Here is a 14083-nt window from a genome sequence, read left to right as displayed (position 1 = left end):
CCTCGTGCTCGACATCGGCTACGCCCTCTCCAACCGCTTCCCGGACCCGCCGCAGACCGACTACCGCCGCGCCGACGTCCACGCGCTGCGGCACGACCTGTTCTGCGGTGACGTCTATCTCGCCGACACCAAGGCGGACCGGGAGGTGTCCACAGCCTGGGGATGGGTGCCGGTGCTGGACTTCGCGTGGGCGCTGTGCGACATCGTGGAGCGGATCGACCGGGATCCGGCGGGCTCCCGCGCCTCCCGCCCCCAGTACGCCGAGCTGGACTTCACCGAGTCCACCGACCGCATGCTCTTCGAGCGCCGCTTCGGCTGGGTGGACATCGAGGCCGACTGGATGCCGGCCGAGGAACCCCCGCTGACCTTCTCCCACACCGAACTGCGCCGCGAGTCCCGCGACTTCCTGCACGACCTCCTCGCCGATCTGATCGACCTGCACGAGGACCTGGGCGAGAACCCGGCGATCTGGACCCTCCAGGCCCGCTTCCCCCGCCTCCGCTGACCCGGCCCGTCCGCTCCCCCCTCTCCGCCTCTCCCGCTCCCCCTCCTACCCCTCCACCCTGATCCCCAGCTGCCCCGCCAGCACCGGCGCCAGATCCAGTAGCTGCGACATGCTGATCACCGCGCCCGACAGGCGGTCCACGCCCGCCGCGATACCCAGCTCGGCCGCGCCGCGCAGATCGACGTCGGTCAGGGTCGCCGCCGTGAAGTCCGCCCCCTTCACCGCGCAGTCCACGAACTCCACCCGCTCCAGCCGGGCCCCGCCGAAGTCCGGTTCGACGAGCACACAGCCCTGGAACACGACGTCCCGCAGCCGCGCCTGCCGCAGATTCAGGAAGTCGATCTTCCCGCCGCGGATCAGCACCCGCTCCAGCACGGCACCGTAGAGCTGGGTGCCGCCCAGGCGGGCCTCCGCCAGCTCGACGTCGCGCAGGGTCGCCTCCGCGAGATCGGTGCCGACGCCCCGTACGCCGGTGAGGACCGAGTCGAGGACGCGGGCGTGCCGGAGCCCCGCGCCGTCCAGCGCGCACTCCGTCAGGGCGCAGTCCATGAAGCGGGCGCCCGCCCCGTCCTGCCCGGCGAGGTCGAGTTCACGGAACTCCACCCCGTCGTAGTCCCCGTCGGGCTCCAGTCCCCCTCCCGCGAACGGCTCCAGCGCGGGCAGCCGCACCTCGGGCCGCCGCGCCCCCTTCACTCCCGCCCCACCGGCCCTGCCGGTCCCACCACTCGCTCGCCTCGCCATGCCCCCATCGTGCACCCCGCCACTGACAAAGCCCCCGACCTGCGACGACACCGCCGTTGTCACAAACCGGGGCCTCTCAGGTGTCCCAGTCACGAGACAGACCGGCCGGACAGGCCCACGAGACAGAACCCGCGAGAGCCAAGGAGCCCCCTCATGCGCCACCCCCTCACCGTCATCGGCGGCGGCTTCGCCGGCCTCACCGCCGCGATCGCCGCCGCCGAGGCGGGCGCCAAGGTCACCGTGCACGAGGCCCATCACACGCTCGGCGGACGGGCCCGGACCGCCGAGGGGCCGTACCGCACCAACGAGGGACCGCACGCCCTCTACGACGGCGGCCCGCACTGGACCTGGCTCCGCCGCCGCGACCTGGTCCCCGCGCTCGCGCCCCTGCCGCCCCTGGAGGTCACCCGGCTGCGGCTGCGGCACCACGGCGTGCTGCGCCGCACCCCGCCGCTCGGGCTGCTCAGGCTGCTGCGGCACCCCTCGCACCGCGCCCCCGTCGACGTCGACTTCCGTACCTGGGCCACCGGGCTGGTCGGTCCCGAGGGCGCCGAGGCCGCCGCCCACTACTCGGCCGTCGCCCTCTTCCACCACGACCCCGGCGCCCTGTCCGCCGCCTTCGTGCAGGAGCGGCTGCGCCGCGCGACCAAGCTGCCGCCCGAGGCGCGCTGTCCGCGCGGCGGCTGGGCGAGCCTCGTCGACCGGATGGCGGCCCGGGCCTGGAACCTCGGCGTGCGGATCGAGACCCTGTCCCGCGTCGACACCCTCCCCACCGGTGGGCCCGTCATCGTCGCCACCTCCCTCGACGCGGCCCGCCGGCTGCTCCGGGACGACTCGCTGACCTGGCCGAGCGGCCGTACCGTCCTCGTCGACCTCGCGCTGCGCACCCGGCGGGGCGACGCGTTCGCCGTCTCCGACCTGGACTCCCCCGGCTGGATCGAGCGCTTCGGCGCCCAGGACCGCACCCTCGCCCCGGCCGGGGAACAGCTCCTCCAGGGGCAGATCCCCATCGCCCCGCACGAGACGAAGGCCGACGGCACGGCCCGCGCCGAGCAGTTGCTCGACCTCGCGTTCGACGGCTGGCGCGAGCGGGTCACCTGGCGGAGGGAGGCCGTGGCGAACGGCCGTACCGGGGCGGTGGACCTGCCGGGCACGAGCTGGCGCGACCGGCCCGCCGTGGACCGCGGCGACGGCGTCCATCTCGCGGGGGACCAGGTCGCGGCGCCCGGAGTGCTGTCCGAGGTGTCCTTCAACAGCGCGCTCACCGCCGTGTCACTGGCGCTGGGCCGGAACACCCTTGACCTCAAGCATGCTTGAGGTTGAACAGTGGGTCCCCGAACAGCCCACCGCACGGCATACCGGGCGCACGTACGGCACACACCAGGGGGACCCATGCACGCCATCCGACTGCACGCCTTCGGTCCGGCCGAGAACCTCACCCTCGAGGAGGTGGACGGCCCCGTCCCGGGCCCCGGCCAGGTCCGTATCGCCGTACGAGCCGCAGGCGTCCATCTCCTGGACACGGCCCTGCGCGAGGGGATGCGGGGACCGGCCCCCGCGCCGGCCTCCCTGCCTACCGTCCCGGGGCGGGAGGTCGCCGGAGTCGTCGAGTCGCTCGGCGCGGACACGCCCGCGTCCTGGCTCGGCCGACGGGTCGTCGCCCACCTCGGCTTCGCGCCGGGAGGGTACGCCGAGCTCGCCGTGACCGACGCCGACCGGCTGCACGCGATCCCGCCGGGCCTGGACTTCGCCGAGGCCGTCGCGATGATCGGCACGGGGCGTACGGCGCTCGGGATCCTGCAGTTCGCCGAGCTGGGGCCGGACGCGGTGGTCCTCGTCCCGGCGGCCGCCGGAGGCATCGGCACCCTCCTCGTGCAGTACGCCCGCGGCACCGGCGCCACGGTGGTCGGTCTCGCCGGCGGGCCCCGCAAGACGGCCCTGGTGGCGGCGAACGGCGCCGACCAGGCCGTCGACTACGACGACCCGTCCTGGCCGCGGAAGGTCCGCGCCGGGCTGGGCGGCCGGGCCGTCACCGTGGTCCTCGACGGCGTCGGCGGCCAAGTCGCCCGCGAGGCCGTCGCCCTCCTCCGCCCCGGCGGGCAGCACCTCGTCTTCGGCTGGTCCGCCGAGGGCGTCCGCGACGGCAGGGGCCACTTCGTCGAGGGCGTCTCCCGGGCGGTCCTCGGTCCGGCGATGCTGGAACGGGCCGGAGGCCTGCGCGCCCTGGAGGAGCGCGCCCTGGCCGAGGCCGCCGCCGGCCGGCTCACCCCCGCCGTCCAGCGCTACCCGCTCGCCGAGGCCGCCGCCGCGCACCGCGCCCTGGAGAACCGGGGGACCGTCGGGAAGGTGGTCCTGGAGCCCTGACCGCCCAGGTCTCCACAAGGGGATGCAATACATCCCGATCCATGGTCTTCTGGGCAAATGAGTGTCACCCGGACAGGTGAACCCTCGACGGAGCCCGACCCCCGCCGCTGGTGGGGTCTGGTGATCATCGCCCTCGCCCAGCTCATGGTCGTCCTGGACGCGACGATCGTGAACATCGCGCTCCCCTCCGCCCAGCGCGCCCTCGGGATGTCGGACGGCAACCGCCAGTGGGTCATCACCGCCTACACCCTCTCCTTCGGCGGCCTGCTGCTGCTCGGCGGCCGGATCGCCGACCTCGTGGGCCGCAAACGCACCTTCGTCATCGGGCTGATCGGCTTCGCCGGCGCCTCCGCGCTGGGCGGGGCGGCCGTCGACGCGGGGATGCTGTTCGGCGCCCGCGCCCTGCAAGGGGCCTTCGCCGCCGTCCTCGCGCCCTCCGCGCTCAGCCTGCTGACCACGACGTTCACCGACCCCAGGGAACGCGGCAAGGCCTTCGGCATCTACGGCGCCCTCGCCGGCAGCGGCGCCGCGATCGGGTTCATCGTCGGCGGAGTCCTCACCGAGTACCTGGGCTGGCGCTGGTGCCTGTACGTCAACGTGCCCATCGCGATCGTCGCCGTGCTCGGCGCGACCGTCCTGCTGCACGACTCCCCCGGCCACCCCGCCCGCCTCGACGTGCCCGGGGCGGTGCTGGGCTGCGGCGGTCTGTTCGCGATCGTCTACGGCTTCAGCGAGGCCGAGTCGCGCGGCTGGAGCGACGCGTTCGTGCTGTCGCTGTTCGCGGGCGGGGCCGCCCTGCTCGCGGCCTTCGTGTGGTGGCAGACGCGCGCCCCGAGCCCGCTGCTGCCGCTGCACATCCTCAAGGACCGCAACCGCGCGGGCTGCCTGCTGACCATGATGCTGGCCATCATCGGCATGTTCGGCCTGTTCCTGTTCATGACCTACTACCTCCAGGTCATCCTCGGCTACTCGCCCATGAAGACCGGCTTCGCCTTCCTGCCGCTCACCCTCGCGATCATCGTCGGCTCCACCCAGATCTCGGCCCGGCTGCTTAGCCGGGTGCCGCCGCGCGCCCTGATGGTCCCCGGCATGATCCTCGCCGCGAGCGGCATGGTGATCCTCACCCAGATGACGGTGAACTCCTCCTACACCAGCGAGATCCTGCCCGCGCTGCTGCTCATGGGCCTCGGCATGGGCCTCACCTTCATGCCGGTCTTCGCCACGGCCACCGCCGGGGTCGCCCCCAAGGACGCGGGTGTCACCTCGGCCACCGTCAACACCTCGCAGCAGGTGGGCGGCTCCATCGGCACGGCACTGCTCAACACGATCGCCACCACCAGCGGCACCGCCTACATCACGGCCCACCTCGCCGGCCCCGCCGAGCGGAACGCGGTCACCCGCGCGGGCATCGTCCACGGCTACACCGTCGCCATCTGGTGGGCCGCCGGGATCATGCTCCTGGCGGGCCTGGTCGCGGGCCTGATGGTGACGGCGAAACCCCCGAAACACGAGGTCCCGTCCCAGGAGGCGGTCCCGGAGTCGGTGGGCTGAGCACCCGGCACAACAGAGCGGGGTGGACCAGAGGCCACCCCGCTCACCGTCGCGCCGGAACCGGCTCAGCGCACGACCGCCCCGGTCGCCGCGCTCATCGCCGATCCGTCCTTGTGCCCGGTCCGGTGCGCGATCACCTTGACGGTGATCCTCTTGCCCTTCTGCGCCGCCTTCAGCACCAGCGAGGACGTGGTCGCCCCGCTGATCGCCCGGCCGCCCGCGTACCACTGATACGCGTACGAGGTCGCCACCGGGCTCCAGGTCCCCTTGCCGGCCTTGAGCGTCCTGCCGACCTTCGCGGTGCCGCTGATCACCGGCGCCCCGGTCGCCTTCGGCGCGTCCCCCTTGGCCACGGTCACCGCCGCCGAGGTCGCCGAGGCGCCCGTCCAGCCGCTCCGGGCGGCGGTGACGGTCACCGTGAGCTTCTTTCCGGCCAGGGCGGCGGGCACGGTGTACGTCGCCGCCGTGGCCCCGGAGATCGCCGTCCCGTCGGCCTTCCACTGGTACGTGTACGAGGACGGGGCCGCCGACCAGCTGCCCGGCGTCGCCGCGACCCTGGCCCCCACCTTGGCAGTGCCGGTCACCTTGGGGGCGGCGGTGCCGGCGAGCGCGGGCCGCTCGGTGACGGTGAAGGTGCCGCGCGGGAACTCGCAGCAGCCGGCGAGGACGCCGACGCTCCAGGTGCCGGGGGACACACCGGTCAGGTCGAGGGTCGCGGTCAGCGTCCGGCGGTCGGCGGACACCGACTCGGTGGTGGCGGTCAGGGTCCTGCCGCTCTGCGCCAGCCGTACCGTCGCGGTCGACGGCAGCGCGGTGCCGGTCACGGTGAGCGTGACCCGGCCGCCCGCGGCACCGCTGTCCGGGGCGAGGGCGGTGACGCCCACCCGGTCCGGGCCGCACAGCGCGGCCGTGCAGCTCAGCCTGGCGCTGTAGGCGGTGGTGGACGCCTTCTCCGGCAGACCGAGCACGAACACGGACGGGGCGGCGGCGGACGAGGAGCCGCCCGCGGCGCACTGGTATCCCGTCGGGATGTACAGCACGCAGCCCTTGTTCCAGGCGCTGTTGTACAGGGCCGGCACCGCCGTGGTGGTGGCGCCGGTGGTGTCGGTGATCTCGGCGTTGAAACGGTCGTACCCGGCGGTGGGCAGCACCGCACAGACGGTGGAGCGCGCCTCGTCGAGCGTGCCGGTGACGGGGCCGTATCCGTAGGCCACGGACGGAACCCCGGTGCACTCCGGCACGGGGCCGGCCGCGGTCGCGATGTTCGCCCGCGTTGGCTAGTGCCGGCCAGCCACCCGGTCCGCGATCCGTGCCAGCCGTGAGGAGCCGGCGCTGTGGGTCTTTGTCTCGCGCCGGTCGGCGGTGCGGTAGGTGGCGTACATGCCCTGGACGCCCAGCCAGCGCAGCGGCTCCGGCTCCCAGCGGCGGACCTTGTGCCCGACCCACGGCAGGACGGTCAGATCGGTGTTGCCGCCCTGCCCGGAGTCCAGCAGCACCAGGTCGCGCAGGGTCCGGCCGGCGAGGTTGGTCGTGGCGACGCCCGAGCCGACGTATCCGCCCGCCCAGCCGAGACCGGAGGCCCGGTCCAGGGTGACCGTGGCGCACCAGTCGCGCGGTACGCCGAGGACACCGGACCAGGCGTGCTCGACACGCACCCCGGCGAGCGCCGGGAAGAAGGCGAGAAGGATCCCCCGCAGCGCCTCGACGGTGGCGGGCTGGGTGCCGCCGTCGTGGTCGGTGCGCGAGCCGAAGCGGTACGGCACCCCGCGCCCGCCGAGCGCGATCCGGCCGTCGGCGGTGCGCTGGGCGTACATGTAGGCGTGCGCCATGTCCCCGAGCGCCTCCCGGCCCTCCCACCCGACGGCCGCCCACTGCCCGGCGGTGAGCGGCTCGGTGGCGATCATCGAGGAGTTCATGGGGAGCCAGGTCCGCTTCTCGCCCCTCAGCGCGGCGGTGAAGCCCTCGGTGCAGCGCAGGACGTACGGCGCCCGCACGGTCCCGTACGGGGTCACGGCCCGCCCGGCGTGGATCTCGGTGACCGGGGTCGACTCGTACACCTCGACGCCCAGCGCCTCGACGGCCGCCGCGAGCCCCTTGACCAGCTTCACCGGGTGCACGCGCGCCCCGTGCGGGGTCCACGTCGATCCGACGGCGCCCGCGATCCGCAGCCGCTCGGCGGTCTCCCGGGCGCCGTACAGCTCGCGGTCCTTCTCCCCGTACGACAGTTCGTGCGCGTGGAAGTCCCTGAGGCGGGCCAGCTGCGCCGGGGTGCGGGCCACCTCCAGGACCCCGCCGCGGTGGACGTCGGCCTCGACGCCCTCCTCGGCGAGCGCCCGGACCACCTCGGCGACGGTGTCGTTCATGGCGCGCTGGAGCCGTACGGCGGCCTCGTGGCCGTGCAGGGCGGCGTACCGGTCGCGGCCCGCGACGCCGTTGTAGAGCCAGCCGCCGTTGCGGCCGGAGGCTCCGTAGCCGCAGAACCGCTGCTCCAGGACGGTGATCCGCAGGTCGGGGGCGGCCTTCTTCAGGTAGTACGCCGTCCACAGGCCGGTGTAGCCGCCGCCCACGACGACGACATCGGCGGAGCGGTCCCCGCCGAGCGGCTCGCGCACCGCGGGCAGGCCGTCGTCCGCGTACCAGAAGGAGATCCCGCCGTTCACGACATCGCTTGCCGAGGTGCTCATGGCCGGACGTTATCCGGTGGAACAGCGTCTGTCTCCTTCGGATTCCGCAGTCTTCCGCGCCCTCTGACCAGCGGATAGCAGCCGAGCCCGATCAGGACGGCGACGAAGTGACCGAGGTCGGTGAAGGTCGGCCCGGCGGTCAGCGGCACCGCGAAGAAGACGAGGACGACCGCGAGATACACGTACCGCCATGGCCCGCGGATCCGGTAGCCGAGCACCGCCGCCACCCCCGCCAGCGCGTAACTCACCCCGATGTCCAAGGTGTTGACCGAGGACTCCGGCGCCATCCCGTCCCGGATCGCCTTCAGCAGCGCGCCCTCGCTGACCAGCGTGGCCAGCACGTGCGACGCCACGCACACCGTCAGCCAGCGCCAGGTCCCCAGCCAGCGCTCCGCCCGGGCGTGGAAGACGGAGTACAGCAGCGCGTACGGCAGCCAGTGGCCGCCGTCGATCCACATCGCACTCGCGATCAGCACCCGCACGGGATGCCGGGACAGCTCATGGAGGTTGGTCGAGCGCTGCCGCAGGAACTCCTGTTCGAACTCCGGGGACATGTGGTGCAGCGCGACCGTGGTGAAGAACAGGACCGTCAGCCACAGGTAGGTGCCGGGTGCGCTGCGGACGTACGACCACACCGCCCGCCGCACACCGGAAAACCGCGGGAGCCGATTCACACCCGCAAGTATCGTCCCGGAGGTGATCGACATTCCGGGCGCCCTGGTGACAGAACAGGTAAAGATCCACGGCGAGGCGGGGCGGGCCTTCGTCGCGGGGCTGCCGGACCTGGCGGCCGGTTTCCTACGACGCTGGGGACTGCGGATCGACGGGCCGCCGATGCACGGACTGTGCGCGCTGGTCCTGCCGGTGAGAGCCGCCGACGGCACCCCGGCCGTGCTCAAGCTCCAGCTCCTCGACGAGGAGACGGCGGGCGAGCCGGTCGCCCTGCGGGTCTGGAACGGCGACCACGCGGTACGGCTCCTGCGGCACGACGAGCCGACCGGCACCCTGCTCCTCGAACGCCTCGCGGCGCACCGCCCGCTGTCCCGGGTCGAGGACGCCCGCACGGCCGTGCGGGTCATCGCCGGTCTGCTGGCCCGGCTGACGTCCGTCCCCGCGCCGCCGGGCCTGCGGAAGCTGGGCCGTGTGGCGCGGTCCCTGCTGGAGCGCACGCCGGGCGCGCTCGCCCGGATCCCCGAGCCGGACGGACGCCGCCTGACGGCCGACTGCGCGGCGGCCGTACGCGAGGTCGCGGCCGAGCCCGGCAACCGGCTCCTGCACTGGGACCTCCACTACGACAACGTCCTCGCGGCCGACCGCGCCCCGTGGCTCGCGATCGACCCGAAGCCACTCGCGGGCGACCCCGGCTTCGAGCTCTGGCCGGCCCTGATCAACCGCTTCGACCCCGACGACGTCCGCCGCCGCTTCGACACGATGACCGGCGTGATGGGACTCGACCGGGACCGCGCCAGGGCCTGGACCCTGGGCCGACTGCTGCAGAACACCCTGTGGCGGACAGAGGACGGCACCCCGCCGTCACCGGCCGAACTGGAGATCGGCCGCCGCCTGCTGGGCCGAACATGACTCTGCCCGCCGCTTATGAGCGACGGGCAGGGAAGAGCCGCCTGTCGGAATCGAACCGACGACCTGGAGCTTACAAGGCAACCGCTCTACCAACTGAGCTAAGGCGGCAGAACCACGCCACGTCAACGACGCCGCGAAGCGTCGCCCACCTTACACAGTCGCTCCCTTCCAGGACCACGGATCTCTCCTCAGAACCGGTCGCCCTGAGTAGGATCAGCACGTGACCGACACCACACTCGCTCAGGCCGGCACAAACATCGCCGCGAGCTTATTCGCGGAACACGAACCCTCAAGCACAAGCCCGGACGGGCCCATCAGACAGGGCGACGTGCTTGAGTTCCTGCAACCGGGAGACGCGTTCCCGTTCGGGGCCGGGGGCACACTTGGCTTCGTCGTCACGGCCAACTGCGATCTCGCCTATGCGAAGAACTGGAACCTCATAACCTACGTGCCGGCGATTCCGGTCGAGTCGTACGTGAAGCAGTTCGTTCTCCCCAAAGAGATACAGGCCCAGCGTTCCGACGCCGAGAAGGCAGTCCGAAATTTCTTCAGCGAATCCCGCACATCGGACCCGGTTGACCGCGCGTTCGAGATGCTGCGTCTGGGGTACGAACCGGAAGCCATCGCGACACTCGTTTCACCGAACGGCAAGAAGCGCGAAAATTTCATCACCGGGGTGCATCGCCTGCTGGCGCTGGAGAAAACCGAGAACGAGATCGAGCGCTGTTCCCACACCGAAACCTTCTGCCCCTGCCTCCGAGGCCACTGCAAGCGCCTGGATGCGACAAAGTCGATGAAGAAGGCTGCCGTCGACGTCCTTCGCAGCGGCGTCCGTGAACGGCTGAAGCGCTTCCCGGGCGACTTCCTCTACGTCCACAAGCCCAGCCCGCACCACGCTGTCGGCTACGTCGCACTCTTGCGCCTCGTCAGCAGCGTACCTGACGCGTCAGTCGTCGTCAGGCCCCTGGAGGAAACCCCGGCCACGCAAGCCCGCCGAGTGGCCCGACTGAACACCCTGTTCTGCCATCGCGTCGTACAGCAGATGGCTCAGGTTTTCACGGACATCGGCCTTCCCGCAGACTACGAGGCCGCCCGGGAAACTCATCTGACGATGATCTCCGAAAATTGGGAATACTGACTTGAAAGCTTTCACCCGCGCCAGCCTGTCCTCTTATCTTCAGAATTTTTACGCCGACCCCGATCACGAGGACGAGGACGGATTCGTCTCCGACAACGTCGTAATGAAGGAGGTTGGCAAATCCACCTATTATGTGCATCGCGAGGACACGGAGGCCAGCAGCCTCATCCTCATCGAGGAGTTCCCCTGGGAAGTGATCCACGACGGATCCGAGTACACAGCGGCTCGCTTCCTGGAGCGCGTCGACCGGGGCGCGCAGGCGATGTCCCGTCCTCCCGTCTCCTTACCGCCGGGGTGGAGCAAGTTCTCCTACGAAAACCTGCTGGCTTTCTTCGCCCTCCCCAGGAACATGAACCCGGATTCGTTGCGCTGGATAGCCGAATCGCTCGGCAACGGCCACTACTGTTTCTGGGACATCACAAGCCGGAACGACCGCGTGTCGCTGCAACGGTTCAGAACCGAGCGCGACCTGACTCCCGCCAACATGACCCTGGAGGGATATCCCGCCGCGCTCGAAGCGGCTCGCGCCTCCTTCCTCCGGCGCGCTCCCAAGCCGCAGCGCGTGCAGAACTCGGTCGATTTAGAACGCGTCGGCACCGGCGCACTGCTACAAAACCGCTCCTTCTCCGAGTGGATGCCCTATCTGACCGATACACAGAGGGGCATCCTGGCGAGCGATCTCTCGAACCCCCTGAAGATCCGTGGCGCCGCCGGCACCGGGAAGACGCTGATACTCCAGCTCAAAGCCCTCAAAGAGCTGTACCAAGCGGACGACTCCACGGCGGGGCCGCTACCGCGTATCCTTTACCTCACCCACAGCTGGGCCATCGCCCAGCAGGTCGAGGAAGCGTTCCACAAACTCGACGAGCGGGGACTGTGCGACCAGATCGAGGTCATGCCGTTGACCTTCCTCTGCCAGTGGCTCAGGAACACCGAGTTGGAAGTACTGGGCGAGGACAGCCTCGACGGCAAACAGCAGCAGATGCAGCTCATCGACACCGCGGTCGCGCGCATCAAGGAACACACCTGGGGGTCCTACCGGGATCACGTGAGCGACTGGGTCGCCGACGGAGTCGAGGCGGAGCCCGACGAACCCGAGCGACTTCGCCTGTGTTGGGCCTTGCTGCGCGAGTACGCGGAGGTCTTCGACACCCACCAGATCAAGCCCAGTTTCAACGCGCTGGAGGAGTACCGGGGCCTGAGCCGGCGATCCTGGATGGTCCCGCTGGACACTCTCATGGACCGGGAGTTGGCGTTCGCCGCCTACCGCTTCTACATCAAGGACCTGATCGACCAGCACCAACTCACCACCGACCAGGTCGTCGATGACTTCCGCCGATACCTGGAGACGTACACCTGGCACGCCCTCCGGGAGAGCCTTGGGTACGACCTCATTTTCGTGGACGAGTTCCACCTCTTCAGTGACTCGGAGCGCTACCTGCTGCATCACCTCACCCGAGAGGCAGAAGAACATCCCCGACTGATCATGGCGATGGACCCTTTTCAGTCGATCTTCGTACTGTTGACCGGTCTGTCCGAGAACGAACTCAGCAGGGGATCAGGAAAGGTATTCCAACGGAATCAGACCGTGGACTCCATCGACCTCGAGAAGGTGCATAGATTTTCCACGCAGGTGTTCGCGTTCGTCCAGTACCTGCACAGCTCGGTACCCAACATGGTCGAAATGGGCCACGACTGGGAATATCAGTTGCCCAGCACCGGCGGTGAAGCCGGGGAGGGCATGCCGCACATCACGTTCGCCCAGCGGGACGAACTGCCCATGACAGCGCTTCGCGCAGCTTTCGAACAACTCAGGCAGAGCGCCGAGGACCAGAGGGTCGCGATCGTCGGAGTGGGCACCGGCGACCTCGAAGTGATCAAGAAAGCTTTGGACGACCCGGAATTCTCCAAGAAGTCGGCGGTACTGATCGAGGGACGGGACGACATCGACCGGCTGAGGTACTCACGCCGGGCCCTGATCGTCACGGCCGCCCAGTACGCCGCAGGCCTGCAGTTCTCCCATGTCGTCGTGCTGGGCGGGGCCGGCGGGCTGCACGAGTACGGGCATGGAGGCAGCGCCATGCGCGCGTTGTACTCGCAGTTCTATCTCGCCGTGAGCAGGGCGGAGAGCCACCTGTCCGTCTTCGCCCCCCGGGACGGGGAATTCAGCATGATCGTCAACAACGCCCTGGAAGCGGGTGTCGCCAGGACCTGAGCGAACAGGGACCCCGTCGAAAATTTCCGCGAAGTTCACATGCCTCCGGGTACTGACAGATCCGCCGGAGCCGAGGTAGCGTCCTGAGCCAGTTCACCCGTGTGGACTACACCAACCACCTTCCTACAACGGATCGTCCGGCACGTTCCTGCCGGTAGAAGGGGGCCTCTGAGCCATGGCCACTGTCACGTTCGACAAGGCGACCCGGATCTACCCCGGTTCCACCAAGCCCGCCGTCGACGGCCTCGACATCGAGATCGCGGACGGCGAGTTCCTCGTCCTGGTCGGCCCGTCCGGCTGCGGCAAGTCGACCTCCCTGCGGATGCTCGCGGGTCTCGAGGACGTCAACGGCGGTGCGATCCGCATCGGTGACCGCGACGTCACCCACCTGCCGCCCAAGGACCGGGACATCGCCATGGTGTTCCAGAACTACGCGCTCTACCCGCACATGACCGTCGCCGACAACATGGGCTTCGCGCTCAAGATCGCCGGCGTCAACAAGGCGGAGATCCGGCAGAAGGTCGAGGAGGCCGCGAAGATCCTCGACCTCACCGAGTACCTGGACCGCAAGCCGAAGGCCCTCTCCGGCGGTCAGCGCCAGCGTGTCGCCATGGGCCGCGCCATCGTGCGCGAGCCCCAGGTGTTCCTCATGGACGAGCCGCTGTCGAACCTCGACGCCAAGCTCCGTGTCTCGACCCGTACGCAGATCGCGTCCCTGCAGCGCCGCCTCGGCATCACCACCGTCTACGTCACCCACGACCAGGTCGAGGCCCTGACGATGGGCGACCGCGTGGCGGTCCTCAAGGACGGTCTGCTCCAGCAGGTCGACACCCCCCGCAACATGTACGACAAGCCCGCCAACCTGTTCGTGGCCGGCTTCATCGGCTCCCCCGCGATGAACCTCGTCGAGGTGCCGATCGCCGACGGCGGTGTGAAGTTCGGCAACTCGGTCGTGCCGGTGCAGCGTGACGCGCTCTCCTCCGCCACCGACAAGACGGTCACCGTCGGCGTCCGCCCCGAGCACTTCGACGTCACCACCGACTCCGCCACCGGTCTCGGCGTCGTCGTGAACGTGGTCGAGGAGCTCGGCTCCGACGCCTTCGTCTACGGCACCGCCAAGGTCGGCGGCGAGTCCAAGGACCTCGTGGTCCGCGTCGGCGGCCGTGACGTCCCGGAGAAGGGCAGCACGCTGCACGTCGTCCCGCGCGCGGGCGAGACCCACGTGTTCTCCACCTCCACGGGCGAGCGCCTCTCCGACTGACCCACCCAGATCGACGAGAAGGGCCCCGCAGGCTGCTGCGGGG

The 14083-nt window shown here is 70.4% G+C and carries 12 protein-coding genes and 1 tRNA gene; 8 read left to right on the top strand and 5 right to left on the bottom strand.

What is annotated here, in order from left to right; all coding sequences use genetic code 11:
* Positions 1-4: 4 nt before the first annotated feature.
* Complete coding sequence (locus OG852_RS26055; RefSeq protein WP_133911954.1) at positions 5-505, top strand: hypothetical protein; 501 nt, start codon at positions 5-7, stop codon at positions 503-505.
* A gap of 45 nt (positions 506-550) precedes the next feature.
* Here OG852_RS26055 and OG852_RS26050 read toward each other — a convergent pair whose 3' ends face one another.
* Positions 551-1246, bottom strand: a complete 696-nt coding sequence (locus tag OG852_RS26050; RefSeq protein ID WP_330349099.1) for a pentapeptide repeat-containing protein — start codon at positions 1244-1246, stop codon at positions 551-553.
* A gap of 153 nt (positions 1247-1399) precedes the next feature.
* Between OG852_RS26050 and OG852_RS26045 the strand changes: the two genes are divergently transcribed.
* The 3 genes from OG852_RS26045 to OG852_RS26035 all read left to right on the top strand — a co-directional run bounded on the left by OG852_RS26045 (position 1400) and on the right by OG852_RS26035 (position 5161).
* Complete coding sequence (locus OG852_RS26045) at positions 1400-2563, top strand: FAD-dependent oxidoreductase (RefSeq protein ID WP_133911952.1); 1164 nt, start codon at positions 1400-1402, stop codon at positions 2561-2563.
* Positions 2564-2638: 75 nt separating this feature from the next.
* The gene (locus tag OG852_RS26040) at positions 2639-3610 is read left to right on the top strand and encodes a zinc-binding dehydrogenase (RefSeq protein WP_330349098.1); all 972 of its coding nucleotides are present in this window, start codon (positions 2639-2641) and stop codon (positions 3608-3610) included.
* Between the two features lie 57 nt (positions 3611-3667).
* On the top strand, positions 3668-5161 hold the full coding sequence (locus OG852_RS26035) for an MFS transporter (protein ID WP_330349097.1): 1494 nt from the start codon (positions 3668-3670) through the stop codon (positions 5159-5161).
* A gap of 65 nt (positions 5162-5226) precedes the next feature.
* Here OG852_RS26035 and OG852_RS26030 read toward each other — a convergent pair whose 3' ends face one another.
* The 3 genes from OG852_RS26030 to OG852_RS26020 form a co-directional block, all read right to left on the bottom strand.
* Positions 5227-6375, bottom strand: coding sequence for a hypothetical protein (locus OG852_RS26030; protein WP_330349096.1), 1149 nt, complete (start codon positions 6373-6375; stop codon positions 5227-5229).
* 63 nt (positions 6376-6438) lie between these two features.
* On the bottom strand, positions 6439-7845 hold the full coding sequence (locus OG852_RS26025; protein ID WP_330349095.1) for an NAD(P)/FAD-dependent oxidoreductase: 1407 nt from the start codon (positions 7843-7845) through the stop codon (positions 6439-6441).
* Entirely contained in the window at positions 7842-8552 is a 711-nt protein-coding gene (locus OG852_RS26020) for a rhomboid-like protein (protein ID WP_330349094.1), read from the bottom strand. Before OG852_RS26020 ends, OG852_RS26025 begins: the two co-directional genes overlap by 4 nt.
* On the opposite strand from OG852_RS26020, the gene OG852_RS26015 reads away from it, so the two are divergent.
* On the top strand, positions 8530-9426 hold the full coding sequence (locus OG852_RS26015) for an aminoglycoside phosphotransferase family protein (protein ID WP_443064658.1): 897 nt from the start codon (positions 8530-8532) through the stop codon (positions 9424-9426). The genes OG852_RS26020 and OG852_RS26015 overlap by 23 nt on opposite strands.
* Positions 9427-9461: 35 nt before the next feature.
* Here OG852_RS26015 and OG852_RS26010 read toward each other — a convergent pair.
* A tRNA-Thr gene (locus OG852_RS26010) sits at positions 9462-9534 on the bottom strand.
* A gap of 112 nt (positions 9535-9646) precedes the next feature.
* On the opposite strand from OG852_RS26010, the gene OG852_RS26005 reads away from it, so the two are divergent.
* The 3 genes from OG852_RS26005 (at position 9647) to OG852_RS25995 (ending at position 14040) form a co-directional block, all read left to right on the top strand.
* Positions 9647-10564 (top strand): hypothetical protein, encoded by a 918-nt coding sequence (locus OG852_RS26005; protein ID WP_330349092.1) that lies wholly within the window; start codon positions 9647-9649, stop codon positions 10562-10564.
* Between the two features lies 1 nt (position 10565).
* Positions 10566-12779 carry a UvrD-helicase domain-containing protein gene (locus tag OG852_RS26000; RefSeq protein WP_330349091.1) on the top strand — a complete coding sequence of 738 codons (2214 nt, stop codon included), beginning with the start codon at positions 10566-10568 and terminating at the stop codon, positions 12777-12779.
* Positions 12780-12954: 175 nt separating this feature from the next.
* A complete protein-coding gene (locus OG852_RS25995) occupies positions 12955-14040 on the top strand; it encodes an ABC transporter ATP-binding protein (protein ID WP_133911948.1) in 1086 nt (361 codons plus the stop codon).
* Positions 14041-14083 lie beyond the last annotated feature (43 nt).

This window comes from Streptomyces sp. NBC_00582 (genome assembly GCF_036345155.1).
Classification (GTDB): domain Bacteria; phylum Actinomycetota; class Actinomycetes; order Streptomycetales; family Streptomycetaceae; genus Streptomyces.
This window is presented reverse-complemented; position numbering and strand designations above follow the sequence as displayed.